This window comes from Roseomonas sp. BN140053 (assembly GCF_047690175.1).
GTDB lineage: Bacteria > Pseudomonadota > Alphaproteobacteria > Acetobacterales > Acetobacteraceae > Roseomonas.
The window spans coordinates 1-26,186 of the sequence record NZ_JBLLEB010000022.1 but is presented as its reverse complement, the minus strand read 5'-3'; the positions used below and the strand labels follow the sequence as shown (position 1 = coordinate 26,186).

The 26,186-nt window shown below is 73.9% G+C and carries 23 protein-coding genes; 8 read left to right on the top strand and 15 right to left on the bottom strand.

The features are described from left to right. Positions 1 to 25: 25 nt before the first annotated feature. The gene (locus tag ACLIBK_RS17675; protein ID WP_415388608.1) at positions 26 to 1,057 is read right to left on the bottom strand and encodes a PdxA family dehydrogenase; all 1,032 of its coding nucleotides are present in this window, start codon (positions 1,055 to 1,057) and stop codon (positions 26 to 28) included. Beyond that, complete coding sequence (locus ACLIBK_RS17670; RefSeq protein ID WP_415388607.1) at positions 1,054 to 1,392, bottom strand: non-heme iron oxygenase ferredoxin subunit; 339 nt, start codon at positions 1,390 to 1,392, stop codon at positions 1,054 to 1,056. Before ACLIBK_RS17670 ends, ACLIBK_RS17675 begins: the two co-directional genes overlap by 4 nt. A gap of 244 nt (positions 1,393 to 1,636) precedes the next feature. Here ACLIBK_RS17670 and ACLIBK_RS17665 point away from each other — a divergent pair, with 244 nt between their 5' ends. Genes ACLIBK_RS17665 through ACLIBK_RS17650 form a run of 4 tightly spaced genes read left to right on the top strand, consistent with a single transcriptional unit; the run spans position 1,637 to position 4,644 of the window. Further along, positions 1,637 to 2,104, top strand: a complete 468-nt coding sequence (locus tag ACLIBK_RS17665; protein ID WP_415388606.1) for a MarR family winged helix-turn-helix transcriptional regulator — start codon at positions 1,637 to 1,639, stop codon at positions 2,102 to 2,104. Positions 2,105 to 2,151: 47 nt separating this feature from the next. Further along, positions 2,152 to 3,336: a thiolase family protein gene (locus tag ACLIBK_RS17660; protein WP_415388605.1), complete on the top strand. Its 1,185-nt coding sequence runs from the start codon at positions 2,152 to 2,154 to the stop codon at positions 3,334 to 3,336. A gap of 52 nt (positions 3,337 to 3,388) precedes the next feature. Further along, entirely contained in the window at positions 3,389 to 4,090 is a 702-nt protein-coding gene (locus tag ACLIBK_RS17655) for an SDR family NAD(P)-dependent oxidoreductase (RefSeq protein ID WP_415388604.1), read from the top strand. A gap of 35 nt (positions 4,091 to 4,125) precedes the next feature. After that, positions 4,126 to 4,644, top strand: coding sequence for a DUF1993 domain-containing protein (locus ACLIBK_RS17650; protein WP_415388603.1), 519 nt, complete (start codon positions 4,126 to 4,128; stop codon positions 4,642 to 4,644). Positions 4,645 to 4,777: 133 nt separating this feature from the next. Here ACLIBK_RS17650 and ACLIBK_RS17645 read toward each other — a convergent pair whose 3' ends face one another. From ACLIBK_RS17645 to ACLIBK_RS17630, 4 genes are all read right to left on the bottom strand, one after another. Further along, complete coding sequence (locus tag ACLIBK_RS17645) at positions 4,778 to 5,455, bottom strand: glutathione S-transferase family protein (RefSeq protein WP_415388602.1); 678 nt, start codon at positions 5,453 to 5,455, stop codon at positions 4,778 to 4,780. An 86-nt stretch (positions 5,456 to 5,541) separates the two neighbouring features. Next, positions 5,542 to 6,579, bottom strand: a complete 1,038-nt coding sequence (locus ACLIBK_RS17640; protein WP_415388601.1) for a tripartite tricarboxylate transporter substrate binding protein — start codon at positions 6,577 to 6,579, stop codon at positions 5,542 to 5,544. Between the two features lie 136 nt (positions 6,580 to 6,715). Next, a complete protein-coding gene (locus ACLIBK_RS17635) occupies positions 6,716 to 7,621 on the bottom strand; it encodes an NAD(P)/FAD-dependent oxidoreductase (RefSeq protein ID WP_415388600.1) in 906 nt (301 codons plus the stop codon). A gap of 18 nt (positions 7,622 to 7,639) precedes the next feature. Beyond that, positions 7,640 to 9,310, bottom strand: a complete 1,671-nt coding sequence (locus ACLIBK_RS17630) for a UGSC family (seleno)protein (protein ID WP_415388599.1) — start codon at positions 9,308 to 9,310, stop codon at positions 7,640 to 7,642. Positions 9,311 to 9,504: 194 nt separating this feature from the next. Here ACLIBK_RS17630 and ACLIBK_RS17625 point away from each other — a divergent pair, with 194 nt between their 5' ends. After that, the gene (locus ACLIBK_RS17625; RefSeq protein ID WP_415388598.1) at positions 9,505 to 10,023 is read left to right on the top strand and encodes a MarR family winged helix-turn-helix transcriptional regulator; all 519 of its coding nucleotides are present in this window, start codon (positions 9,505 to 9,507) and stop codon (positions 10,021 to 10,023) included. Between the two features lie 153 nt (positions 10,024 to 10,176). On the opposite strand, the gene ACLIBK_RS17620 is transcribed toward ACLIBK_RS17625, so the two are convergent. Continuing rightward, positions 10,177 to 10,833 (bottom strand): TetR/AcrR family transcriptional regulator, encoded by a 657-nt coding sequence (locus ACLIBK_RS17620; protein WP_415388597.1) that lies wholly within the window; start codon positions 10,831 to 10,833, stop codon positions 10,177 to 10,179. A 108-nt stretch (positions 10,834 to 10,941) separates the two neighbouring features. Here ACLIBK_RS17620 and ACLIBK_RS17615 point away from each other — a divergent pair, with 108 nt between their 5' ends. After that, complete coding sequence (locus tag ACLIBK_RS17615; protein ID WP_415388596.1) at positions 10,942 to 12,111, top strand: efflux RND transporter periplasmic adaptor subunit; 1,170 nt, start codon at positions 10,942 to 10,944, stop codon at positions 12,109 to 12,111. Between the two features lie 8 nt (positions 12,112 to 12,119). Further along, complete coding sequence (locus tag ACLIBK_RS17610; RefSeq protein ID WP_415388595.1) at positions 12,120 to 15,254, top strand: efflux RND transporter permease subunit; 3,135 nt, start codon at positions 12,120 to 12,122, stop codon at positions 15,252 to 15,254. Between the two features lie 414 nt (positions 15,255 to 15,668). On the opposite strand, the gene ACLIBK_RS17605 is transcribed toward ACLIBK_RS17610, so the two are convergent. From ACLIBK_RS17605 to ACLIBK_RS17595, 3 genes are all read right to left on the bottom strand, one after another. Next, the gene (locus tag ACLIBK_RS17605) at positions 15,669 to 16,229 is read right to left on the bottom strand and encodes a hypothetical protein (protein WP_415388594.1); all 561 of its coding nucleotides are present in this window, start codon (positions 16,227 to 16,229) and stop codon (positions 15,669 to 15,671) included. Between the two features lie 116 nt (positions 16,230 to 16,345). Continuing rightward, complete coding sequence (locus ACLIBK_RS17600; RefSeq protein ID WP_415388593.1) at positions 16,346 to 17,086, bottom strand: aspartate/glutamate racemase family protein; 741 nt, start codon at positions 17,084 to 17,086, stop codon at positions 16,346 to 16,348. Between the two features lie 19 nt (positions 17,087 to 17,105). After that, positions 17,106 to 18,362 (bottom strand): transcription antitermination factor NusB, encoded by a 1,257-nt coding sequence (locus ACLIBK_RS17595; protein ID WP_415388592.1) that lies wholly within the window; start codon positions 18,360 to 18,362, stop codon positions 17,106 to 17,108. A 53-nt stretch (positions 18,363 to 18,415) separates the two neighbouring features. On the opposite strand from ACLIBK_RS17595, the gene ACLIBK_RS17590 reads away from it, so the two are divergent. Beyond that, positions 18,416 to 20,104 (top strand): ArnT family glycosyltransferase, encoded by a 1,689-nt coding sequence (locus ACLIBK_RS17590; protein WP_415388591.1) that lies wholly within the window; start codon positions 18,416 to 18,418, stop codon positions 20,102 to 20,104. Between the two features lie 48 nt (positions 20,105 to 20,152). Here the strand turns inward: ACLIBK_RS17590 and ACLIBK_RS17585 are convergent, their stop codons facing one another. The 5 genes from ACLIBK_RS17585 to ACLIBK_RS17565 all read right to left on the bottom strand — a co-directional run. Beyond that, positions 20,153 to 21,322: an NAD(P)/FAD-dependent oxidoreductase gene (locus tag ACLIBK_RS17585; protein WP_415388590.1), complete on the bottom strand. Its 1,170-nt coding sequence runs from the start codon at positions 21,320 to 21,322 to the stop codon at positions 20,153 to 20,155. A gap of 185 nt (positions 21,323 to 21,507) precedes the next feature. Next, positions 21,508 to 22,641, bottom strand: coding sequence for an NADH:flavin oxidoreductase/NADH oxidase (locus tag ACLIBK_RS17580; protein ID WP_415388589.1), 1,134 nt, complete (start codon positions 22,639 to 22,641; stop codon positions 21,508 to 21,510). Next, on the bottom strand, positions 22,638 to 23,531 hold the full coding sequence (locus ACLIBK_RS17575) for a DUF2272 domain-containing protein (RefSeq protein WP_415388588.1): 894 nt from the start codon (positions 23,529 to 23,531) through the stop codon (positions 22,638 to 22,640). The genes ACLIBK_RS17580 and ACLIBK_RS17575 overlap by 4 nt, the downstream gene beginning before the upstream one ends. Continuing rightward, a complete protein-coding gene (locus tag ACLIBK_RS17570; RefSeq protein ID WP_415388587.1) occupies positions 23,528 to 25,543 on the bottom strand; it encodes a hypothetical protein in 2,016 nt (671 codons plus the stop codon). The genes ACLIBK_RS17575 and ACLIBK_RS17570 overlap by 4 nt, the downstream gene beginning before the upstream one ends. Before the next feature lie 115 nt (positions 25,544 to 25,658). After that, on the bottom strand, positions 25,659 to 26,186 hold a 528-nt coding region (locus tag ACLIBK_RS17565), incomplete at its 5' end, for an SH3 domain-containing protein (protein ID WP_415388586.1).

The following is a 26,186-nucleotide window of genomic DNA, read 5'->3' as shown; positions in this document are numbered from 1 at the left end:
GAAACGGCGCCGCGGCCGTCGCGGTTCAGGCGGCCGTGGCTGCCGCGTCGCGGGCGCGCAGGGCGGCGCCGGCCAGGCGACACAGGGCTTCCACCACGGCGTCCGGGCTGGCCTTGTTCTGCCCGGCGATATCCAGCGCGCTGCCATGCGCCACGGAGGAGAAGATCACCGGCGTACCGATGGTCATCCCCGCGGTGCGGTTGGTGGCCAGCAGCTTGGCGGCGAGGTGGCCCTGGTCGTGCACCATCACCACGAAGGCGTCGTAGCCGGATTTGTGGAACATGGTGTCGGCGCCGAAGGGGCCTTCGCAGCGGATACCACGCGCGCGCGCCTGCTCCATCGCCGGCTCGATGATGTCGGCTTCCTCCGTGCCGAACATGCCGTGCTCGCCGGCATGCGGGTTCAGGCCGGACACGGCGATACGGGGTTCCGCCACGCCCAGCTTGCGCAGCACCGCCTGCGTCGCTTCCAGCACGCGCAGCACGCGTTCGGGGGTGACGAGGTCGATGGCCTGGCGCAGGCCGACATGCAGCGTGGTGTGGACGATGCGCTTGTCGTCGAAGCACAGCATCAGGAAGGCGTCTTCTTCCGGCGTGCCGGTGCAGCGTGCCACGAAGGTCGGGTAGCCGTCGAAGCGGATGCCCGCCGCCTGGATGGCGAATTCGGTCTGCGGGCAGGCCACCACGGCTTCCACCTGCCCGTCCAGGGCGGCGCGGATCGCCACCTCCGCCGCTTCCACCGCGGCGCGGCCGTGGGCGGCGCTGATCTCGCCCAGGCGCAGCGGTTCCTCGCGGAACTGGTCGAGGTCCAGCAGCGCCACGCCCTCACCGGGCGGCGTTTCCGCGGCGTTGCGGACCACGGTCATCGGCACGTCCAGGCCGCAGGCGGCGGCGTGGGTTCGCAGCGCGCCGCGGTCGCCCACCAGCAGTGGGCGGCAGGCGGCGCGCACGCGGGGGTCCAGCACGGCCTTCAGCGCGATCTCCGGCCCGATGCCGGCGGGGTCGCCCAGGGCCAGGGCGATGCGCGGCAGGCCGCCGCGGGGATCGATCGCGTTCATGCGGCGCTCCGCTGCTCGGAGGGGTCGATGCAGACCTTGCCGTCCACCAGCCGGGCGGACCAGGTCCGCAGCGCCTCGGTGCAGGGGGCGTAGGTGGCGGCACCGGTGCGGATGTCGAACTTGCCCTGGTGGAAGGGGCACTCGATCTCGCAGCCCTCGACGAAGCCTTCGGACAGCGAGCCGGGGCCGTGCGTGCACAGGTCCTGGGTGACGTAGAACTCGCCTTCCAGCAGGAACACGGCGAAGCTTTCACCCGCAACGTCGGCGCGCACGGGGGTGTCCTCCGAAACCTCGGCGGCATCGCACAGCGCCACCAGCCCCGCTTCCACCGTCATCCGTGCCCTCCCCGGCTTCCCTGCCCAGGCGCGCCATTGTGCGCTGAGCGAACATTTCCATACAATATCGCACGGAGATCGTCTGCCAGGGCTGACGAGTCAAGCACCGATGCGACGGGATGGCCGGGCAGCACCGGCATGCGGCAATCCGCGGCCGGAACGGCATCCCGCGACGGCCTCCCTTGAACGGCCTCGCAACAAGTGCATATGCGCCTTTCCCGCCGAGGCCGAGGATGCGCGCCGCATGCTTCCCGAACCGCCCGAGCTCGCCCCGCCCGCCTGCAACTGCCTGGCGCTGCGGCAGGCGGCGCGGCAGGTGACGCAGATCTATGACCGCCACCTCGCGCCGACCGGGCTGCGGGCAACGCAGTTCTCCGTGCTGGCGCGCCTGGGGCGGGTCGGCCCAGCGCCGATCAGCGCGCTGGCCGCGGGGCTGGCGATGGACCGCACCACGCTGGGCCGGGCGCTGCGCCCCTTGTCGCGCGACGGGTTGCTGCGCATCGGACCGGGCCGCGACGGCCGCACCCGAGCGCTGCACCTGACGGAGGCCGGGCGGGCGCGGCTGGACGCGGCGGCACCGCTGTGGCGCGCCGCCCAGGCGGAATTCGAGGCCGGCTTCGGCACCGCCGAGGCCGCGGCACTGCGGGAAGCGCTGGGCCGCGCAGCGGTCGCCGCCGCCAGCACGCCGGAACCCGCCCCCGCCTTTTCGTGATCCCCCGCCGGCCTTCCGGGCCGGCCAGCGCCGAGGAGTTCCTCCCGATGAGCAGCCCCGACATCGTGCTGTGCCACCCCGTCCGCACCGCCATCGGCACCTATAACGGCACGCTGAAAGGCGTGCCGGCCACGGAGCTGGGCGCGGCGGCGATCCGCGAGACGCTGGCGCGCTCCGGCCTCGATCCCGCGCGGATCGGCGGCGCGGTGATGGGCAACGTGATCCAGGCCGGCAACCGGATGAACCCCGCGCGGCAGGCGGCGATCGGCGGCGGCTTGCCGGTCTTGGTGCCGGCAATGACGGTGAACCGGGTTTGCGGCTCGGGCGCCCAGGCCATCCTGACGGCGGCGCAGGAGGTCGCCCTGGGGCTTTACGAGGCAGCGGTGGCCGGCGGCATGGAGAACATGGACCGTGCGCCCTACCTGATGGAGGGCGGCCGCTGGGGCTACCGCATGGGCCCGGCCGAGATCCACGACAGCATGCTGCACGACGGTCTGGAGGACGCCTTTTCCGGCAAGCATTCCGGCTGGCACACGGAGGATCTCGTGACCCGGCTGGGGCTGAGCCGCGAGGCGCAGGACCGCTGGGCCGCGCGCTCGCAGCAGCGTTTCGCGGCGGCGCAGGCGGCAGGGCATTTCGAGGCGGAGATCGTCGCGGTGGAGGTGCCCGGCCGCAAGGGACCGGAACGCTTCGCGCGCGACGAGGCGCCGCGGCCCGACACCACGGCCGAGGTGTTGGCCAGGCTGAAGCCCGCTTTCCGGCCGGAAGGCACGGTCACCGCCGGCAATGCGCCGGGGCTGAACAGCGGCGCGGCGGCGATGATCGTGGCGGAGCGCGGCTTCGCCGAGGCGCAGGGGCTGGAACCCTTCGCCCGGCTGGCCGGTGCCGGACTGGCGGCGGTGGAGCCGGACATGTTCGGCCTGGCCCCGGTGCCCGCCGTGCGCCGGGCGCTGGAACGGGCGGGCTGGCGCGCCGCGGATCTCGACCGGGTGGAGATCAACGAGGCCTTCGCCGCCGTGCCGCTGGCCGTGGCGGCGCAGTTGGAACTGCCGGAAGAGATCGTCAACGCCGAGGGCGGTGCCATCGCGCATGGCCATCCCATCGGCGCCACCGGCGCGGTGCTGGTCACGCGGCTGTTGCATGCCCTGCGGCGCGAGAAGCTGCGGCGCGGGCTGGTGACGCTGTGCATCGGCGGCGGCCAGGGCATCGCCCTGGCGCTGGAAGCCGTCTGACCCGCCCCCCCGGCGCCGCCCTCTGGCGCCGCATCACCCGGAGGAACCCGGCATGGCCGATCTGCCCTACAGCACCGCCCTGATCGTGGGCGCCGGCGCCGGCATCAGCGCCGCCCTGGCGCGCGCCCTGTCCGCCGCGGGGCTGCGGGTGGGGCTGGCGGCGCGCGACGCGGCCAAGCTGGCGCCGCTGGCGGCGGAAACCGGCGCCCTCACCTTTGCCGCCGATGCGTCGGACCCGGCGGCGGTGGCGCGGCTCTTCGCGGAGGCCGATGCGCGGCTCGGCGAGCCGGAGGTGGTGGTGTTCAACCCCAGCGCCCGCGTCCCCGGACCGCTGGCCGAGCTGGACCCGGAGGCGGTCCGCCGCGCGATGGAGGTCACGGCGTTCGGCGGCTTCCTGGTGGCGCAGCAGGCGGCGAAGCGCATGGTGCCGAAGGGGCGCGGCGCCATCCTGCTGACCGGCGCCACGGCGGGGGTGAAGGGTTTCCCGCGCTCGGCCGCCTTTGCCATGGGCAAGTTCGCGCTGCGCGGCCTGGCGCAGAGCGCGGCGCGCGAGCTCTGGCCGCAGGGCATCCACGTCGCGCATTTCGTGATCGATGGCGGCGTGCGCAGCGAGCGGCGGCCCGACCGCGCGGACCGCCCCGACGGCACGCTGACGGCGGAAGGGGTGGCGCGCAGCTATCTCGACGTGCTGCGCCAGCCGCGCGACGCTTGGTCCATGGAGGTCGAGCTGCGGCCCTGGAACGAGCCGTTCTGACCGCGCCGCCCCCGAACAGCGAAGGAAACCGCCGCATGCCCTTGTCGATGTTTCAGGCCTCCGTGCCCGGTTTCCGCCGCGGGCTGGAGGTGCTCGGCACCCTGCTGGACAAAGGGGCGGCGCATGCCGAGGCGACGGGAATGGACCCGGCCGCCGTGGTAGGCGCCCGGCTGGCGCCGGACATGCTGACGCTCGCCGGGCAGGTACAGCGGGCCAGCGACACCTCCAAGCTCTCCGCCGCGCGGCTGAGCGGGACCGAGGCGCCGCGCTTCGAGGACACGGAAACCACCCTGCCCGAGCTGCGGGCGCGGGTGGCCAAGACGCTGGACTACCTGGGCGGGCTGGACCCCGCGCAGTTCGAAGGCTCGGAGGAGCGCGAGGTCGTGGTGCCGGCCGGCCCGGTGCGCATCCGCTTCCAGCGAGCGGACTACCTGCTGAGCTTCGCGCTGCCGAACTTCTATTTCCACGTCACCACTGCCTACGACATCCTGCGCCATCTCGGCGTGCCGGTGGGCAAGCGGGACTATCTCGGCCCGATCGGGCAGCGGGAATAGAAGGCCGGGGGAGTGAACTCCCCCGGTCCCCCTCCTTCTTTCGTGAGTAAAAGTGCCCCGGCTGCCACGGGGACTTCCCAAACTCCCGAAAATAGAAGGGGGTCCGGGGGGATACTTCCCCCCGGCTTCCTGCTCAGCGCGCGGTGTGCGGGAACATGCTGCGCCGCGCTTCCTCGTCCATCTCCGCCTTGAAGCTGTGCCGCTCCTTCAGCGCCAGGGCGCGGGCCGCGGCGGGGCGGGCGTTGATCTCCTCCAGGTGGCGGGCGAGGTGCGGCAGCTTGGCGTATTCCTCTGCCCCCAGCACGAAGGAGGCCATGCGCGCCCAGCCCCAGACCGCCATGTCCACGATCGTGTAGGTGTCGCCCAGCACGTAGCGGCGGTCGGCGAGGCGGGTGTTCAGGATGCCCCAGTGGCGCTGCGCCTCGAAATTGTAGCGCGCCAGGGGGTATTCCTTGGGCTCCGGCGCGAAGCCGCGGAAATGCACGGCCTGGCCGGAATAGGGGCCGATGCCGGTGGCCACGAACATCAGCCAGGACAGCATCGGGCCGCGCTCGGCCGGGGTGTTCGCGGGCAGGAACTGGCCGGTCTTCTCCGCCAGGAAGAGCAGGATCGCGTTGCTGTCGAACACGGTGACGCCGTCATCCATGATGGCCGGCAGCTTGGCGTTGGGGTTGATCGCCAGGAATTCCGGCGCGTGCTGCTCGCCCTTGCGGGTGTCCACGGGGATGGGCTCATAGGGGAGGCCCATCTCCTCCAGGCACAGGGCCACCTTGGTCGGGTTCGGCGCCAGGTTGTAGTAGAATTTGATCATCGGTTCTCGCCCGCCTTCGGCTACGGCCCGCATATGAACCGAGGCCCAGCGGCGGGGCAAATGCCGCTGCCGCCGGGCGCAGCGCCTCAGATCAGCCGCGCGCCGACGCGCTGCATCACCGCGCGGCTGGCTTCCACGCGGCGCCGCGCATGCGCCTCGTAATCGGCGGTGTTGAGGTAGTCGATCTCCATGTTGTAGCGTTCCAGAACCTGGAGGTGCGCGGGGTCTTCCAGCGCGGCGTGGAAGGCGTCGTGCAGCTGGCGCACCACCGCCGGGTCCATGCCGCGCGGACCGACGAAGCCGTAGGCGGAGGTTGCCTCCAGGTCCACGCCGCTCTCGCGCAGGGTGGGCGCGTCGGGGAAGCGGCGGGAGCGCGTCGGGCCCAGCGTGGCCAGCAGCCGCATCTGCCCTTGCAGCACCTGCTCGGCCCAGCCGCCGCTGTCGATCACCGCCTGAATCTGCCCGGCCAGCAGGGCGTTGAGGCTGTCGGCGCCACCGCGGAAGGGCACATGCGTCCATTCCAGCCCGCGCATCGCGGCAATCTCCTCGATCACGATGTGCATCACCGTGCCGACGCCGGGAGTGCCGATGTTGATCTTGCCGGGGTTGGCGGCCGCATAGTCGATCAACCCCTGCACGCTGGTCCAGGGCGCATCCGCCCGCACCACCATGCCCAGCGCGCGGTTGGCGACCTGGATGATGTAGGTGAAGTCGCGGATCGGGTCGAAGGCCGGGCGCGGCGACATGAAGGGATACAGGAACAGGCTTTCCGGCATCTGCGAGATGCAATAGCCGTCCGGCCGCTCGTTCAGGAGCTGCTGCGCGGCGATGGCGCCGCTGGCACCGGTGCGGTTTTCCGCCACGATCGGCTGGCCCAGGCGCTGGCTGGCGCCCGAGGCCAGGGCGCGCATCTGCACGTCGCTGATGCCGCCGGCCGTCCAGGGCACGAACATGCGGATCGGCCGGTTGGGATAGGGGGTTTCCGCCCGCGCGAGGCCCGCCGTCGCCGTGGCGGCGAGGCCGAGCAGGCCGCGGCGACCCAAGGGGGACGCCAGGGAGCGGCCCAGGGGCGTCCCGCTGGTGAACGCGCCGGCGGTTTCGGCGGTGGGCGCGGTGTTGCGCATGCTTCGGTCCTCCTCCCCCTGTTCTCGCCGGGATGCCTTGTCGGCATCCTCGGCCCTCGTGGCTCGGCCGGCACTGCCGGCGCAGCCCGATCTTCACGCCCGCCGCGCTGCGGCCCGTGCTGCCGCGGCGCGGCGATTATCCCCCGCGCAGGTGGCGCGCGGCTGCCACCGCCGCGGTGGCGCCGTCGCCCGCGACGGAGGCCAGCATGCCCGAGGATTGCGCGCGGATGTCGCCGGCCGCGAAGAGGCCCGGGCGCGAGCTGCGCAGCATCGGGTCCACCAGCACCCGCCCCCCCGCGTCCAGTTCCACCACTCCGCGGAGGAACTCGCTGTTGGGCACCAGCCCGGCGAAGATGAAGACGCCGGCGCAGGACAGCGTTTCCTCCGCACCGCCGGCGCGGAAGGCGACACCGCTCACGCCGCTCTCGCCCAGCACGGCCACCACCTCGGCGCCCGCACGGAGGCGGATATTCGGGGTGGCGGCAACGCGCTTCACCGCCGCGCGCTGCGCCCGCGGGTGTTCGCCGCGGTGCAGGATCGTGACCTCCGACGCGTGCTCGGCCAGCACGATCGCCTCGTCGAAGGCGTAGTCGCCGCCGCCCACCACCACGGCAGGCTTGCCGCGCAGCAGAGGGCCGTCGCAGGACGCGCAATGCGACACGCCGCGCCCGCGCAGCGCCGCCTCCCCGGGGATGCCGAGTTCGCGGTGGCGGGAACCGGCGGCGAGGATCACCGCCGCGGCGTCCAGCACCTGCCCGCCGCAGCGGATACGGAAGCCGCTGCCGTCGGGCTCCACCGCCGTGGCGGTTTCGAACAGGAAAGCGGCCCCCTTGGCCTCCGCCTGGCCCTGCAACAGCGGGCCGAGCTCGTAGCCGGCGATGCCGTCGGGAAAGCCGGGGACGTTGTCGATGCGCTCCGCCGTGGCGACCTGCCCGCCGGGGGCCATGTGCTCCACGACCAGCGTGTCCAGCCCGTGATCGGCCGCCGTGGCGGCGGCACAGAGCCCCGCCACGCCGGCGCCGATGATGACGAGGTCCACCATGCGAGCGGTGCGGCCCGCTCAGCGCCAGGCGTCGATCGACACGGTGGCGCTCTCGCGCGCGCCCATGATCTGCCAGTAGCCGTTGGTTTCGCCGCCCACCACCACGATGCGGACGCTGTCTTCCGCGAACATCGGGATCAGCTCGTCCTCCGCCGCCTTGAGCTTGCTCGCCATCGGCTCCGTGCCCAGCGTGGCGCGGGGATAGATGTAGTTCTGCACCAGCTGCATGTCCCAGTACCGCCCGGCCGGCATCTGCGCCGTTTCCGCGATGAAGCGGGCCAGTTGCTGCTTGGTCGTGAAGCCGCCGCGGTCGATGAACTGCCGCGCGGTGATGGGGTCCAGCAGCAGCACCGGCGCCGTCACCGTGTCCACCGCGAGCAGCATGTCGCGGACGTGCTCGCGCCAGTACTTCTCCCGCAGCCCGAGGCCGAAGGAGGTGGAGCGGCAGCCGAAGAAGATGCTGACCACGCTTTCCTCCGCGCGGAAGCCCTTGCCGACGTGCAGCGGCTCCCAGGGGCTGCGCTCCTCATTCTCGGCGAAGGTGAGGCTGTTGTAGGTGTAGCCGTTGCCCAGCGAGCCCAGAAAGGTTTCCCCCGGCACGGAGCCGCCCTGCAGGTTCTGCGACAGCAAGCCGTAGGCACGGCCGATCGTGGCATTGGCGTGGTTGAAGGGCCCCATGGCGCCGATGCCGGCATTCATGCCGATCTCGCCCCGGATGGGCCCGTTCACCACCGCCATGGCGGAGCCGGAGCTGGAGGTGCTGCCGCGCGCCGTGACGCCGGAGGCGGCAAGCGCCAGGATCACCGGGAAGTATTCCGGCCGCGCCCCCGCCATCACCGCGTTCACCGCGACCTTTTCCACGGTGCATTCCCACAACCCGCGATTGGGCGTGGGCTGCATGCGGCCGACCACCTCGTCCGGGGCATGGCTGGTGCCGCGCAGCATCGCCGTCACCCGCTCCTCCGTGGGCAGCACGATCGGCAGCTTGTCGGTCCAGTTCTCGCGCAGGAACAGCTCGTGCAGCGCGTCCTCCGTGTCCGGCTCCACCAGGCGGGGGGTGGTGCGGGCATAGGGGGCTGCCGTCGCGGCGGCGGCGAGGCCCACGGTCAGGCCCTCGATCACCTCGGCCATCACGGGCCGGCCGGTGATGGGGTCGTTGCCCTCGACGTAGGCGCGCAGCTCGGCGGCGGTCTTGCCCATCACGGGCTGCGGCACGAAGACGCAGGGCGCCATCGGCAGCCCGGCCATGCGGGTGACGGAGCGCACGACCTTGTCGAACTTGCTGGTGTGCAGCGCCACCGTGGGCACGCCGTACCTGGTTTCCAGCGTGACCGCGTGGGTGGAAACCGCGGGGGCGCAGGTGCTGCAATGGCCGACGCCGATGATGGCGCCGTGGCCTTCCGCCTTGATGCGCGTCCAGAGCGCGGGGTCGTCCTGGCCGTAATAGCTGGCGAGGGAGACCAGTTCCGTGGCCACGCCGGGCATCTTCTCGGCGAACCAGGCAGCGACCTGCTTCAGCAGCTCCACGGAATCGTCGAAGCGGCTGTCGATCAGGAACACCGTCTTGCCGTCCAGGCTGTCCAGGCGCGGCGCCGGCGATTTGGGCGTGATCGCGGGCGGGTAGCCGACGGGGTTGTGGACGACCATGCGGTCCTGGCCCGCAATCGCCGGACGCGTGACGACGTTCATGCTTCCCCTCCCCTGTTCGCGGCGGGTTCGCCCGCCTGCGCCGGTGTTCGGCCGGCCCGCTCCATGCGAGGTTGAAGCTAGGCCCGGGCCGGTATCGTTGTCAAACAGATCGTTTTATTTCAGACGATCTTTGTGGCCTTTGTTCCCTGCAACCGGGTATGCCAGACAGGCGCGGAAGGGATCGGTCCGGACGGATGAGCAAGCCATTGCCGCGCAGCGCGGCCGACAAGGGTGGGGAGGCGAGAACGGCCGACGGCCTCGCGCTGGGCCTGATGGCGCGGCGCATCGGCTTCCGCATGCGGCTGTTGCAGAACCTGCTGGGCGCCCGCGTGGTGGCGGCCTTCGCGCCCTTCGGGCTGCGGCCGGGCACCTTCACCACCATGGCATTGATCGCCGCCAATCCCGGCCTGTCGCAGATCCGGCTGGCGCGCGAGGGCGGGTTGGACAAGTCGGCGCTGGTGGCCATCGTGGACCAGCTGGAAGAGCGGGGCCTGGCGGTGCGGACGCGCTCCGTTATCGACCGGCGCAGCAACAGCCTGGCGCTGACGCCGGCGGGCGAGGCACTGATGCAGGAAATGTCCGCCGCCGCCCAGGCCACGGAACAGTGCATCCGCGACGGGCTGTCCCCGGCGGAGGTCGAGACGCTGTTCGAGTTGCTGGAGCGCGCCTACCAGATCGTGGCGCGCGAGGATGCGCGCGAGCCGCCGGGGTAGGGGCGGGTACGCTTTCAAGCCGGGGGGAAGTATCCCCCCGGACCCCCTTCTATTTTCGGGAGTCTGGGTGCGCGCCCCTGGCCGATGGCGTCTCCTGAAACTCCCGAAAGAAGGAGGGGGCCCGGGGGAGTTCACTCCCCCGGCCTTCCGTCCTCACATCGGCTCGGCCCGCTTCAGGCCGTTCAGGGCCAGGCTCAGCTGCGCCGCGCACATCGCTTCCAGCGCGGGCGCCTTGTCCGGCCCCAGCATGCCGCGCCACACCGAGGCCATGGCGATCGGTGCCAGCAACACCGCGGCCAGGCCGGGTTCCTCCGCCGCGTCCGGGCGGAACTCGCCCGCCGCCACGCCCCCGCGCACCACCGCGGACACCAGCGCGAAGCTGCGCGACAGCACCTCCTGCTGGTAGCAGTCCCCCAACTCGGGGAAGCGGTCGGCCTCGGTCAGTAGCAGCTTGAACAGCAGGCTTTCCCGCGCTTGCGTCACCACGCGGCTGTAGCCCAGCTCGATCAGTTGCCGCAGCAGCGCCGCGTGCGAACCGGCATGGGCGGCCACCAGCGTCTCCGCCTCGGCGAAGACGCCCTGGATGCAGGAGCGGACGACGGCGCCGAACAGTTCCGCCTTGCCGGGGAAGTAGTGGTAGAGCAGTCCCTTGGCGACGCCCGCCCGGGCGGCAGCGCCTGCCATGCTGGCGCCGCCGTAGCCCTGCTCGGCAAATTCCTCCAGCGCCGCGTCCAGGATCTGCGGCAGCCGTTCCGCCGGCGTCAGGCGCCGGCGCGGCGTGCCCCCGGTTCCCGTCAGACCCTCGCCCAATCGCGCCTCCCGCGGCCATCGGCAATTGACCGAAGCGTCAACAAGCCCATATCACCTTAGCTATTGACCCTTCGGTCGATAGGCAAGGTGTCGGGACCGCGTTCTGCTATGCCGGATCACAATCTTCCAGGCCTGGGTTCCCCGGCCGTCACCGCAGGGCGGCCTGCCCGCCGCCGCGGCCGCTGGCTGCTGGTGCTCCTGGCACTGGCGGCACTCGGCGCGGCCGTGTTCCTGCGCGGCGAGATCGCGGCGCTGCTGCACCGCCCGGCGCCGCCCGCTGCCCCCGTAGTCGCCGCCGAGCCGCCGCCCGCCCTCACCGTGGCCGTCGCCGCCGCGACGCCGCGCACCCTGGCGCGGACGGTTGTGGGAGACGGGTCCGTGGTGGCCTGGCAGGAGCTGGTGATCGGCGCCGAGGCCGGTGGCCTGCGCGTGGCCGAGGTTCGCGTGGAGGAAGGCGACGCGGTGCGGGCCGGGCAGCTGCTGGTGCGCATGGACGAGACGCTGCTGCGCGCCGTGCTCGGCCAGGCCGAGGCGGCGGTGGCGGAAGCCCAGGCGGCACTGCGCAACGCTCGGCAGGACCTAGCCCGCGCCGCCGACCTGTCGCGCACCGGCAATGCGCCGCGACAAACGCTGGAACTGCGGCAGGCCGCCGCGGAACAGGCCGAGGCCCGCGTTGCTTCCGCCGTGGCACGGCGGGAGGAAGTGGCGGCGCGCCTCGCCCAGGCGCGGATCGTGGCGCCGGCGGACGGGGTGGTGTCCAAGCGGAGCGTGCTGCCGGGCAACGTCACCTCCGCCGGGCAGGAGATGCTGCGCCTGATCCGCGACAACCGGCTGGAACTGGACGCCCGCGTGCCGGAGCTGGAGCTGGCCGCGCTGCGCCCCGGCCAGCCCGTGCAGGTGACGCATGGCGACCGCGCGGTGACCGGCGAGGTGCGGGCCATCGCGCCCACCGTGTCGGCCGATACGCGGCTGGGCATCGTCCATGTCGCCCTGCCCGCGGATTCCGGCCTGCGCCCGGGCATGTTCGCCCGCGCCGCGGTCAGCCCCGGCGAGGCCCCGGGCCTTACCGTGCCGCCATCGGCCATCCTGTTCCGCGACGGCCGCCCCGCCGTGCTGGCCGTGACGGGGGACCGCGTGGCCCTGCGCCCGGTGTCCACCGGCCGCCGGAGCGAGGACGCGGTGGAGATCACCGATGGCCTCGCCGAGGGCGAGCGCGTGGTGGTGTCCGGCGCGGGCTTCCTCAGCGACGGCGACCGCGTCCGTCTCCTCGACCGGTAGGACCCGCCATGCCGACCGCTTCCTCCGCCGACCACCGCAACCTGTCGGCCTGGGCCATCCGCAACCCCGTGGCCACGGCGGTGCTCTTCGCACTGCTCACCGTGGGCGGGCTGTTCGCCTTTCCCTCGCTGCGGGTCAACAACACGCCCGACCTGGACCTGCCGGCCGTGGTGGTCACCGTGGCCCAGCCGGGCGCGGCGCCGTCGGAGCTGGAAACCCAGGTGACGCGCCGGGTGGAGGATGCCGTCGCCGGGCTGGGCGACGTGAAGCACATCACCTCCACCGTGGTGGACGGCGCCTCCACCACCGCCATCGAGTTCACCGTCGGCACCAACATCGACCGCGCGACGAACGACGTGCGCGACAAGGTGGCGCAGATCCGCACCGACCTGCCGGCCGGCATCCGCGACCCCGTGATCACCCGCGTCGAGGCCACCGGCGGCGCCATCCTGACCTACACGGTGTCCTCCCCCCGCCTGACGGAGGAGGAACTGTCCTGGTTCGTCGAGGACACGGTGGCCAAGTCGCTGCTCTCCGTGTCCGGCGTGGCGCAGGTCAACCGCGTCGGCGGCGTGACGCGCGAGATCCGCGTGGCGCTGCGGCCCGACCGGCTGGTGGCGCTGGGCCTGACGGCGGGCCAGGTGAACGAGCAGCTGCGCGCCCTCAACGTCGATCTTCCCGGCGGCCGCGGCAATATCGGCGAGGGTGAGCAGGCGATCCGCACCCTCGGCTCCGCCCCTTCCGTTGCCGCGCTGCGCGAGCGGCCGATGGTCCTGCCCGGCGGCCGCACTGCGCGGCTGGGCGACATTGCCGAGGTGTCGGACGCCACCGCCGAGGTCCGCTCCGCCGCCCGGCTGGACGGGCGCCCCGTGGTGGCTTTCGAGGTACTGCGCACGCGCGGCTCCTCCGAGGTGCGGGTGGCCGAGGGCGTGGCGGCGCAGGTGGCGGCGCTGGAGGCGGCGCATCCCGGCGTGAGCATCGGCAAGGTCGCCGACACCGTCAGCTTCGTGCTCGCCGGCTATCACGGCGCCATCGAGGCGCTGCTGGTGGGCGCGGGGCTGGCCGTGCTGGTGGTCTGGGCCTTTCTGCGGGACTGGCGCGCCACGGCCATCGCCTCCCTGGCGATGCCGCTGTCGCTGATCCCGACCTTTCTGGCGATGAAGTGGCTGGGCTTCTCCGTCAACAACATCACCCTGCTGGGGCTGACGCTGGTGGTGGGCGTGCTGGTGGACGACGCGATCGTGGAGATCGAGAACATCGTCCGCCACCTGCGCGAGCGTGCCGACGGGGACGTCATGCGCGCCGCGCTGGACGCCTCGGCCGAGATCGGGCTGGCGGTGGTGGCCACCACCGCCACCATCCTCGCGGTCTTCGTGCCCGTGGCCTTCATGCCCGGCATCCCCGGCCAGTTCTTCCGCCAGTTCGGGCTGACGGTCGCGACGGCGGTGTTCTTTTCCCTGGTGGTGGCGCGGATGCTGACGCCTCTGCTGGGGGCGTATTTCCTGAAACCCAAGAAGCACGCGCGGTCCGAGGAGGTCGGCGACGGCATGGTGGGCCGGCGCTACCTGGGCCTGCTGAACTGGTGCCTGCGGCATCGCTGGGCGACGCTGTTCGGCGCCACGGCCTTCTTCGCGCTGTCCGTCGGGCTGGTGCCGCTGATCCCGCAGGACTTCGTGCCCGCCGCCGATCGCGGCCGCACCTCGCTGGCCATGGAACTGGCGCCCGGCGCCACGCTGGCGGACACGGAAGCCGCCGCCGCGGAAGCCACGCGGATCCTGCGGGCGCGGCCGGAGGTGGCCTCGGTCTTCGCCTCGCTGGGCACGCGCAGCGCCGGCGGCGGCCCGGCCCTGGGCAGCAGCACGCAGGAAGGCGAGCCGCGCCTGGCCAGCTTCACCGTCACCCTGGTGCCGCGCGCGCAGCGGGCGCTGCGGCAGCAGCAGGTGGAAGCCGCGCTGCGCCCGCAGCTGGAACGCATCCCCGGCGCGCGCTTCCGCTTCGGCGCCGACGGGCAGAGCGGCGCCAAGCTCGCAGTCACGCTGGTGTCCGACGACGCAAACGCGCTGGCCGGCGCGGTGCGCGACCTGGAACGGCAGGTGCGCACCATCCCGCAGCTCGCCAATGCGCGCTCCACCGCCTCGCTGGCGCGGCCGGAGCTGCAGATCATCCCCGACGCGGCACGGGCGGCGGAGCTGGGCGTGTCGCCCGCGGCCATCGCGGCCACGGCGCGCATCGCCACCACCGGCGACGTGGACCAGAACCTCGCGCGCTTCAACCTGCCGGACCGGCAGATCCCGATCCGCGTGATGCTGGACCAGCCCGCGCGCGGCGACCTGTCGGCGTTGCGTTCCCTGCGGGTGGAAGGCCGCGCCGGGCTGACGGTGCCGCTGGACGCGGTGGCCAGCATCCGCCACGGCGCCGGGCCCGCGCAGATCGAACGGCTGGACCGCGTGCGCAAGGCCACGGTGGAGGCCGAGCTGAACGGCCTGGCGCTGGGCGACGCCACCAAGCTGGCGGCCGCGCTGCCGATCATGCGCGACCTGCCCGCCGGGGTGCGCGAGCGCGCCACCGGCGATGCCGAGATCATGCAGGAACTGTTCGGCAGCTTCGTGATCGCGCTGCTGACCGGCGTCGGCCTGGTCTACGTCGTGCTGGTGCTGCTGTTCGGCGGCGTGCTGCAGCCACTGACCATCATGTCGGCCCTGCCGCTCTCGCTGGGCGGCGCGCTGATGGCGCTGCTGCTCGCGCAGAAGGCGCTGGGCATCTCGGCGGTGATCGGGGTGCTGATGCTGATGGGCATCGTGGCCAAGAACTCGATCCTGCTGGTGGAATACGCCATCGAGGCGCGCCGTGCCGGCATGCCGCGCACCGCCGCGCTGGTGGAAGCGGCGCGCAAGCGGGCCCGCCCCATCGTGATGACCACCATCGCCATGACCGCGGGCATGGCCCATATCGCCCTGGGCGTCGGTGCCGATGCCGAGTTCCGCGCGCCCATGGCGTTGGTGGTGATCGGCGGCCTCGTCACCTCCACGCTGCTGAGCTTGGTGGTGGTGCCCGTGGTCTACGCGGTGCTGGACGACCTCGGCGCCTGGCTCGGCCGCCTGCGCCGCCCCGCCGTGCCGGCTGCGGCCGTGCCGTCGCGCTGACGCCCGCCGGCAACACGGGACGGCGGGCACTGCCCGCGTCGCTTCGGGGAGTGGCGCGGGTCGGGTCGGGTTGTCCCGGGGTGTTCGGCCGTGGCCAAGGAGGCTCTGCCCCCTTGGAGCCCCCGCGAGGAGCTTAGGCTCCTCGACCTCATGAGTGCCTCCGGCGGGGGCGGGCTGGACAGCGCTGCCCATCGTGGCTGCCGTCGGCCATCCCGCCCCCGCCGGAGGCACTCACCGCGGGACACCGGGGAGTTCGTAACTCCCCGGCTCGGGCAAAGGCTTTGCCTTTGCCTTGGGGTCCAGGGGCAGCGCCCCTGGCCACCGTCCGAACATCAGAGAGCAACCGATCCGAGCAGGTCACTCCCCGACGCGAGCCAGCGAGCGCAGTTCTTCGCGCCCGCCCAGCCGGGGTCGTCAGAACGGGCGCGGGCGGCGGCTGGGCGCGCTGCGGTCGGGGTCGCCGGGGTGGTGGCGGCCGCCGCGCACGAGGCGGTCGGCCACGGCGCCGGCCACGAAGGCGTAGACGCCCTTGTGCAGCAGGTCGACCACCTGCTCTCCCACCGGCCAGGTCCAGGGTGGGGCGCCGACGCCGGTGGCGTTTTCCAGTGTCTGGTCGTTGAGCAGGCGGAGGTTGAGGAACAGGAAGGACCCCACCGGGCCGCGGATGCCGCCCCGCGCCATGGCCGCCCGCACCACGCCCAGGACGATCCCCTGCCCCCAGTGCATGGTCCAGTTCAGGCCCAGCCGCTGGCTATCCGGGCGGTGCGGCAGGCCGAGCACCCGTTCCAGCGTATGCGCGGGGACGTAGGAGTTCGGGCGGCCGGTGACGGCCTGTTCCAGCTTCTCGGCCAGTGTCATCGCCGCCACGCCGGCCAGGCCGGCCAGCAGCCCTTCCAGCAGGATGCGGCCGGCGCCGTCGTGGCTGGCGGTGGGGGTGGCAGCCCTCTCGGCGAGGGTGGGCAGGCGCGTCGGCATGCTGTGTGTTTCCCCTGCGGGTTTTCCTGGGGCCTCGCCGTCGTGGCCGGCATCCGGGTGAACCAACAGGATGGCCGAAGGGCCGGTTGCGGCAGGCCGCGGCGCCGCGGGCCGTTTCAGCCCTCGTTGAACCGGGTTTGATCGATGCGCGCCGGTTCGTCCGCCAGCGCCAGATCCACCGCGGCCTCGGCATGCAGGGCGGTGGTGTCGAAGAGCGGCACGGCGCTGTCCTCGGGGCGGACCAGCAGCATGATCTCCGTGCAGCCCAGGATCACCGCCTCGGCGCCGCGCGCCACCAGCCGCGCGATCACCGCGCGATAGGCGTCGCGGGACGCGGGCTCGACGCGGCCCTGCACCAGCTCCTCGTAGATGACGCGGTGCACCAGGGCGCGGTCCGCATCCTCGGGCACCAGCACCTCCAGCCCGTGCCGGTCTTTCAGGCGGCCGCGCAGGAAGGGCTGTTCCATGGTGAAGGCGGTGCCCAGCAGGCCGACGCGGCGCAGCCCCGCGGCGCGGATGCGCCCGGCCGTGGGGTCGGCGATGTGCAGCAGCGGCAGAGGCACGGCGACCTGCAGGTCGTCCGCCATGCGGTGCATGGTGACCGTGCAGAGCACCAGGAAATCCGCCCCGCCGCGTTCCAAGCGCCGCGCGGCCTCGACCAGCAGGGCCGTCGCCTCCTCCCAGCGGCCGGCGTGCTGCAGCGCCTCGACATCGGCGAAGTCGAAGGACCACAGCAGGCAGCAGGCGGAATGCAGGCCGCCCAGCCGGTCGCGCACCCCCTGGTTGATGATGCGGTAATACTCGGCCGAGCTTTCCCAGCTCATGCCCCCGAGCAGCCCGATCACCTTCTGCGGCACGGTGTTCTCCTCCGACGGCTCAGCTCGCGGGACGGCTGCGGAAGCGGGCGGCGAAGAAGCCGTCCATGCCCCCTTGCTCGGCCCAAAGGTCGGGGCGGGTGCGCAGGGCCCCTTCGGGGGTCAGGGCGGCGGCGAGGCCGGGCAGTTCCTCCTCGCGGATCGGGTCGGGTTCCAGGCCCAGGGAGGCGGCGGCGGCGAAATGCGCCTCGCCTTCCTCCGGCTGAAGGGAGCAGGTGGCGAAGACCAGCCGGCCGCCGGGGGCGAGCAGCCGGGCCGCGGCTTCCAGCAACTGCCGCTGCAGCGCGGCCAGGCCGTGCACATCGCTGGCCCGCTTGAGGAAGGGCACGTCGGGATGGCGGCGGATGGTGCCGGTGGCGGTGCAGGGCGCGTCCAGCAGCACGGCATCGAAGCGCTCGGCCGGCGACCAGGACAGGGCGTCGGCCTCCACCACCTCCGCCTCCAGGTGCAGACGGGCGAGGTTCTCGCGCAGCCGGGTGGCGCGGCGGGCGTCCTTCTCCACCGCGGCGACCCGGGCGCCGGCGGCAGCCAGCTGCGCGGTCTTGCCGCCGGGGGCGGCGCAGAGGTCGAGCACGCGCTCGCCGGGGCGGACGGCCAGCAGCCGGGCCGGCAGAGCGGCGGCGGCGTCCTGCGCCCAGAAGCCGCCCTCCGCCATGCCCGGCAGGTCGGCGAAGCGGGTGCCGGCGGGCAGGCGGGCGGTGCCGGTGGGCAGGATGGTCGCACCCTCCGGCGGGGCGGTGCCGGGCAGCAGCGACAGGTCCAGCGGCGCCGGGTCGCGATGCGCGCGGGCAATGGCGCGCACCGCGGGGCCGTAGGCGGCGTGCCAGGAGGACCAGAGCCAGGGCGGGGTGTCCAGCCGCTCGCCGTCCAGCTCCTCGATCGCCGCCGGCCCGGCCGCGGCCACGCGGCGCAGCACGGCGTTCACCAGCCCGGCCAGCGGCTTGGGGGCGAGGTCCACCGCGGCCGACACGGCGGCGTGCGGCGGGGTGCCGAGCAGCAGCAGGTCGGCGGCGCCGATGCGCAGTGCCAGCCGGGCGGGGGCCGGCGGTTCGCGCCGCAGGAAGGGTTCCAGCACCGCGTCCAGCGTGCCCAGGCGGCGCAGCACGGCGGAGGCCAGGCGATGCGCCGCCGCCTTGTCGCGCGGTTCCAGCGCCGGCAGGGCGTCCAGGGCTTCTTCCAGCGCGCGGTGCCGGTCCAGCACGGCGCTCAACAGGGATGCCGCGGCCTGGCGCGTGGGATTGTGGGGGGATGGGGCCATCAGGGTTGTGCGTATGTCCCCCCTGGCGCGCGCGTGCTAGAGGCGCGGCCGTCATGGGCCCGCAACTTCTCGACCGGCTTCCGGAAACGCGGCGGCCCCGGCTGCTGCTGAGCCTGCTCTGCCTGCTGCTGTGGCTGCCCGGCTTCTTCACCCTGCCCCCCGGCGACCGCGACGAGAGCCGCTTCGCCCAGGCCTCCCGCCAGATGGTGGAGAGCGGCGACTGGGTGCGCATCCGCAACCAGGAGGAGGAGCGCAACAAGAAGCCGGTGGGCATCCATTGGGCGCAGGCCGGCGTGGTGACGCTGCTGGACGCGGCGGGCCTGCCCGCCCGCGACGCCATCTGGGCCTATCGCATCCCTTCGGCGCTGGGCGCCTGGATCGCGGTGCTGGCGACCTTCGGGCTGGGCCGCGCCCTGGTGGGGCGGCGGGCGGCCTTCCTGGGGGCGGCACTGCTGGCTTCCACGCTGCTGCTGGGGGTGGAAGCGCATATCGCCAAGACCGACGCGGCGCTGCTGGCCACGGTGGCGGTGTCCATGGGGCTGATGGGGCGGGCCTACCTGTCGCCCGGCACCTTCTCGGCGCGGCAGGCGACGGGGTTCTGGCTGGCGCTGGGGGTGGGCATCCTGCTCAAGGGGCCGATCGGGCCGCTGGTGCCGCTGCTGGCGGGCATCACCCTGGCCGTGTCGGACCGCCGGGCGCCCTGGTTGCGGGCGCTGCGCCCGGGCTGGGGGCTGCCGCTGGCGCTGGCCGTGGCGGTGCCCTGGCTGGTGGCGATCGGCATCGCCACGGAGGGCCGCTTCTTCGCCCAGGCGGTGGGCGGCGACATGCTCAGCAAGGTCGGCTCCGGCGAGGAGTCCCACTGGGGGCCGCCGGGCTACTACCTGCTGATCTCCGGGCTGACCGCCTTTCCCGCTGCCTTCCTGGTGCTGCGCGCCCTTCCCGGCGCCTGGGCGGCCCGGCTGCAGCCCGCGACGCGCTTCCTCCTCGCCTGGGCGGCCCCCACCTGGCTGGTGTTCGAGGCGGTGAGCACCAAGCTGCCGCACTACGTCCTGCCCGCCTTTCCCGCCCTGATGCTGCTGGCCGGCGCCTGGGCGCTGGACCCATTGCGCCGCCGCCCGCCGCGCTGGCTGGCCGGGCTGGGCTGGCTGGCCCTGGGCGGGGTGGCGCTGGGGCTGGCGGCCGTGGCCGCGGTGCTGCCCTGGATCGCCGACCGCCGGGTGGACCCGGTGGCGCTGCTGGCGATCCCGGCGGCGGGGCTGCTGGTGTGGCAGGTGGTGCTGCACGGGCGCGACGGGCAATGGGCGCGGGCCGGCCTGGCCGCGGCGGTCCTGGCGGTGCCGCTGCAATGGGTGCTGCTGGGCGGCGTGCTGCCGCGCCTGCACGCGCCCTGGATCGCGCCGCGGCTGGCGGCGGCGGCCGACGCGCTGGGCATGCCGGCGCAGCAGGTCGGGCTGATGGGCTTCCACGAGCCCTCGGGGGTGTTCGCGATCGGCACGCGGGTGCGGCTGCTGCGCGACGTGCCGGACGCGATGGCGTTCCTGGCCGAAGGGCAGGCGCGCGGCGAGGCGCGGCTGGTGGCGGTGCCCGCCCCGGTTCGCGCCGCCCTGGCCGCCGCCGCGGCGCAGCGCGCGCTGCCACTGCGTGAGGACGGGCAGGTCGGCGGCTTCAACTACACGCGCGGCCGCGCCGTCACGCTGCTGCTGTTCCGCTTCGAGCCCGGCGAAGCGCCCGCCCCGCGCTGAACCTCGCGGCCGCCCAGCAACGCCCGGCGCCGCTTCGGGACGGGGCGTTCAGGCCACCTGCCCCGCGCACCAGCCGCTCGACCAGGCCCATTGGAAGTTGTAGCCGCCGAGCCAGCCCGTGACGTCCACCGCCTCCCCCACCACGTAGAGGCCCGGCACGGCCGCGGCTTCCAGCGTGCGCGAGGACAGGGCGGCGGTGTCCACGCCGCCGCCCATGACCTCCGCCTTGGCGTAGCCCTCCGTGCCGGAGGGCGTGACGCGGCGGCGGCCCAGCCCTTCCGCCACGGCGCGCAATGCCTTGTCGGGAAGGTTGCCCATCTCCTGCGCCGCCCCGGCGCCCAGCGCCTGCGCCAGGCGCCCCGGCAGCACCTCGCCCAGCACGGTGCGCAGTTCCGCCCGCGGGCGGCTGCACTTGCGTTCCAGCAGGAAGGCCGCGGCGTCGGTGCCGGGCAGCAGGTCCAGGGTCAGGCTCTCGCCGGGCCGCCACAGGGAGGAGACCTGCAGCACCGCCGGGCCGGACAGGCCGCGATGGGTGAACAGCATGGCCTCCCGGAAGGCTTGCCGGCCGCAGCGCGCCACCACCTCCAGCGACACGCCGCTGAGGGGCTGCATCAGTTCCAGTTCCTCGCCGCTGAAGGTGAGCGGCACCAGCGCCGGGCGCGTGGCGGTGACCGGCAGGCCGAAGCGGCGCGCGAGGTCGAGGGAGAAGCCGGTGGCGCCCATCTTGGGGATGGACAGCCCGCCGGTGGCCAGCACCAGCGAGGTGGCGGAAAAGCCGCCGCGATCCGTGTCCACCCGGAAGCGGTCGGCGCGCGACACCTCGGTGATGCGGTGGTTCAGGCGCAGGTCCACGCCGGCGGCGTCGCATTCCGCCAGCAGCATCGCCACCACGGCGCGCGCCGAGCCGTCGCAGAACAGCTGGCCCAGCGTCTTCTCGTGAAAGGGGATGCGGTGCTTTTCCACCAGCGCCACGAAATCCCGCGCCGTGTAGCGCTTCAGCGCCGACTTCGCGAAATGCGGGTTGTCCGACAGGAAGCGGTCGGGCGCGGTGTCGGTGTTGGTGAAGTTGCAGCGGCCGCCGCCGGAGATCAGGATCTTCGACCCGGCCTGCGCCGCGTGGTCGAGCAGCAGCACGCGACGGCCGCGTGCCCCGGCGGCCATCGCGCACATCAGCCCGGCCGCGCCGGCGCCGAGGATCACGACGTCGAAATCTTGCATGGATCGGAACTCACCCGTGGCGTCGGGCCTCCTGGTGCGGAGGCAGGAAAGCCGGGGGGAGGTATCCCCCCGGACCCCCTTCTATTTTCGGGAGTTTTCGGGCGCGCCGGTGCCTGCCGTCCCTCCTTTACTCCCGAAGAAAGGAGGGGGCCCGGGGGAGTTCACTCCCCCGGCCTTTCTTCCCTTCAGAGCGCCGGCATCGGCACCGCGGTCTCGTCGCGCATCGGCAGCGCGCCCCAGCCGCGCTCGTACTGCGGCGGGATGGCGGTGCTCGCCTCGTGCCCCAGCGCCTGCGCCGCATGCACGGGCCAGTAGGGGTCGCGCAGCACGGCGCGGGCCAGCAGCACGAGGTCGGCGCGGCCCTCGGCGATGATCGCCTGCGCCTGGGCCGGCTCGGTGATCATGCCCACCGCCGCGACCTGCAGCCCGGTGTTGCGCTTCACCGCCTCGGCGCCCGGGACTTGGTAGCCGGGGCCCACGGGGATCTGCTGCTTCGCCGACAGCCCGCCGGAGGAGGTGTCGATCGCGTCCACGCCCAGAGTTTCCAGCGCCTGGCACAGCGCCACCGTGTCCTCGGTGGTCCAGCCGCCCTCCACCCAGTCGGTGTGGCTGACGCGGACCCAGAGCGGCACGTCGGCCGGGATGGCCGCGCGCACGGCGGCGGCGGCTTCCCGCACCAGCCGGGTGCGGCCGGCGAAGTCGCCGCCCCAGCCGTCGTTGCGGGTGTTGCTCAGCGGGGACAGGAACTGGTGCAGCAGGTAGCCGTGCGCGGCGTGCAGCTCGATCACCCGGTAGCCCGCCAGCACCGAGCGCTTGGCGGCGGTGGCGAAGGCCTCGATCGTTTCGCCGATCTCCGCCTCGCTCATGGCGCGCGGTTCGAGGTAGGTCTCGAAGGGCACAGTGCTGGGGCCGAGCGGCTGCCAGTGGTTCACCGTGGCGGGGCCGTGCACCCAGGGGGGATTGCGGCTGCCCTTGCGCCCGGCATGCGACAGCTGGATGCCCGGCACGGAACCCAGCCGCGCGATGCCTTCCGCCAGCCGGGTATGGCCGGCGAGTTGCGCTTCCTCCCAGAGGCCGAGGTCGCGCGGCGTGATGCGGCCTTCCGCCGTCACCGCCGCGGCTTCGGTGAACACCAGCCCGGCGCCGCCGAGGGCGCGGGACAACAGGTGCTGCAGGTGCCACTCGGTGGGGCGGCCGTCGGGGCCGCAGCAGTACTGGCACATCGGCGACACGCCGATGCGGTTGCGCAGCGTCACCCCGCGCTGCACCAGCGGGTCGAACAGGCCGGGCGAGGCGGCGGCAGGCTGGGTGTCGGTCAAGATCCGGGAACTCCGTCGGGCGGCGGGGGGCTCCCGGTCTCGAACCGCGGCGCGGTGTCGAAGGGCGGCAGGGAGCCCAGGCGATTTTCCATTACCACCACCCAACTGGGGGCTCCGGGTGCCCGTGGCAGGAGGTAGCCCCCTGCGTCCGCTGCAAGGCGGGACAGCGTCACGGCGTCGGCGATGTTGCCGCCCACCGCTTCCACGCTGAAGGGACCGCTGCGCACCACGATGTCGCAGTGCATGGGACGGAACTGCCCGGCCTCGGCCAGGCGCTGCCGCCAGTCGACCAGCGGCCGGCGAGACCGGTCGGCGCAGACCAGGTCGCCCGGCACGGGGGCGCGTGCCGCCACGTCGTGCGGCACGAAGGGCGCGGTGGCGGGGAAGTCCCGCGCATCGGCCAGCAACCCGTCCAGGTAGAAGGCGTGCGAGGCGGAGCCGGGAAACTCGCGCCGGTCCACCCCGGCCGAGCGCATCACCCAGGAGATGAACGCCGCCGACCAGGCCGGCTCGCTCCACAACCCGCGATCCGGGGCGAAGCCGCTCAGCACGCCGGCATAGCGGGCGCGGTTGCGGGCGATGGCGCCGCCCTCGTCCTCCACGGCGCGCCAATAGGCCAGCACGCGCGGAAAGGAGGGGATCGACCCTTCCGGCCCGATCGCCGCCGGGGGGGTGGGGAGACGCGGGCCGGGCTCCACCACGATGCTTCCCCATTCCCGCCATTCCTCCAGGGCGAAGCGGATCACCCGCTCGCGGGCCGAGGGCGGGTAGGAGAGCGGCGCTTCCCGCAGCGCGCGGGGGGCGACCGGCGCGGGTGGGGTGGCGCAGGCGGCCAGGGCGAGCGCCGGCAGGGCGGCCAGCACCGCCCGGCACCACGGGGGGGTCCTCATCGCGCCAGGCCCGACACCAGTTCGGGAGCCTCGGTTGCGGCGGGGCGGCGGGCGGCGATCTCCGCATCGGGCTGCAGCAGGCCCAGCATCACCCGGGCCTGGGTGGCGAGGTCGGTGTTCTCGGCGCCGGGCCGGGACAGGATTTCCAGTCCCGCCGGGCCGCGGTCGCGCAGCACCGCGCGCAGCAGTTCGAGCGCCGCCTCGGTCAGCGCGTCGGCCTGGTCCAGCGCGGCGTCGGGCAGCGGCAGCGCGCCGTCCTCGGCGGCCAGGCGCACCGCCGCCAGCGCCCGCAGCAGCAGGCCCAGCTTTTCCGTGGCCTGCGCGCCATCGGCCTGCCAGCGGCCATCGGGGCCGCGGCTGCGCACCGTCAGGCTCTCGGCGGCCTCCGCCTCGGGGCCCTCGGCGCGGCCTCCTTCGGCACGCCCCGGGCGGATCGCCAGCAGCCCGCGCGTCACCGCCTCGGGCAGGCGGGTGTCGGGCACGCCGTGCAGCGCCGCCCGCGCCAGGGCCAGCAGGGAGGCGGCGTGGCCCGCGAAGCCGGCCGCCTCGCCGGGTGTGGCGAAGCTGCCCTCCTCCGGGTCCTGGCGGCGCAGGATGCGCTCCACCACCTCGGCCAGCCGGGCGGCGTGCTGCGGGGCGCCGGTGGCGCGCGAAGCCGCGTCCAGCGCCAGCGCCAGAAAGGCCAGGAAGCGCGAGGAAGCGCGTTCCAGCGAGGCAACGCCGCCGCCGGTGGCGTGGAACAAGCCGTCCAGCTGCCGCTCCACCCAGGCGCGCAGCGCGGCCGGGGACGGTGCCCCGGCCAGGCTGCCGTCGGCGGCGAAGAGCAGGGCGGCGGCCACGGCACTCAGCGCGGCGCCCTCGTCCTCGGCGGCGGAAAAGTCGCGCCCCGGCCACAGTTCGGGGGCGCGCAGCAGGGCTGCATAGGCGGCGGGATCGTCGTGCCGCCCACCCGCCACCAGCAGCCGGTCCTCGCGCAGCGTAACGCTCTCGCCCCCCGAGAGCCGGTCCAGGCGGTAACGGGTCAGCACCCAGTGCAGCCGGTCGTCGCGCCGCGTGCCGGTGACGCTCAGCAGCCGCTCCGGCGCGTGGATGCGGGCGTGCAGCGCCAGGGCGCGCGCCGGCGGCCCGTTCTGCACCAGCGCCAAGTGGTCGAGCGGGCCGGACAGCATGCGCCGGGTGGGCGGGGCGGCGTCCCGCGCCGCGCCTTCGGGCAGCAGCCAGTCGGCGGCGGGGGCGCCGTCGCGCAGCCCCACGGCGCGGGCAAAGGCGCCACCCTCGCTCATCTCGTCCCAGGCGGTGGTGATGCGCAGGTCACGCAGCGTCACCCCCGGTTCCGCCTGCACCGTCACGGACAGGCGCAGCACCGGGCTGTCGGCGCGGATCAGGTACTCGTAGAGCACGCGCACCACCGGCCGCACCTTGCCGCGGCGCAGCCAGCCGCCGCCGGGGGCGACCAGCCGGCTCTCGTGGTGCAGCACCACGCCCTCGGCGGTGCGGCGCAGGCCGTAGCCGGTCACCGTGTCCTCCACGTCCAGGCAGTGCCGGACGCGGCCGAGGCGGAACTCCACGAGGTTGCCGGTGTGGCGCGCCGCGTCGGGGTCGTGGCCCTCGCGGTCGCCCTCGGGCGGGTGCAGCGACTCGATCACCACGCCGCGCGACAGGTCGCCGGTGAAGCGCGCCGTGCCGGACACCACCAGGAAGCGGCGCGGGTCGTCGTCGCGCACCTCCAGCCGCGGCGGCACCCAGCGGCGGGGTGGCACGGGGCCGTTGTTCACCGCCAGCAGGAAGTCCAGCACGCCCCGCCCCAGCGCCGCTTCCGCGGGCCAGATGGCGGGCTGGCAGAACAGTTCCAGCGCCGCGGCGTTGGCGCCCACCGGCAGCGGCCCGCGCGACGCGGCGGTGGCGGCCAGGGCCCGGTGCGCCCGGCCGTCCACCGCCGCGTCGCGCAACAGGCGCTGGCGCAGGAGCAGGAGCAGCCGGTCGCGTTCGGCATCGTGCAGCAGGGAGGTCATGCTGCAACGCAGGATAGAGCGCCGGGCGCGGGATGCCAGCCCTTCGCGGCAGGGCCGCGACGCGCCGGCGAGGAGCGGGCCCGCGATCCGGCCGCGGCAGGCCGCGGCGCCAGGGTCAGTTCGGGATCGCCTCGTCCGGGCCGACGCCGAACACCTCGCTGCGCTTCAGCCAGCCGCGGAGGTCGCCCACCTGCACCTCGCACCACGGGCTGCCGGCGGGGCAGCTGCGCAGCCGGCCGACCACCCCGGGCTGCAGCCGCGCCACCGCCACGCCGCCGTCATCGGCGGTGCGGCGCAGGGTGCGCTGTTCGCCGCGCACCATGAAGGTGCGGCGGCCCAGGCGGAAGGCGCTCTGCGACACCCAGCCTTCCGTGCCGTCGAGGTCGCGGATACGGCGCCACTGGTCGAACTCGCGCACGATCTCCACCGGCAGGTCGCCGCGCTTGTAGGTCCACTCGATGGGAAAGCGCAGGCCCGGGCCGACGCGCAGGTTCACGTCGTCGCGCAGCGCCGCGAAGCGCGGCAGCGGCAGGCCGGTGACGGAGCCCACCGTGGGTTCCGGCTCCGGCGGCGGCTCGGGCGGGCGGGGCGGGGCGGCGGTGGCCGCGGCGCCGGCGGCCGCCCCCGCGGCGGCCCCGGCCGC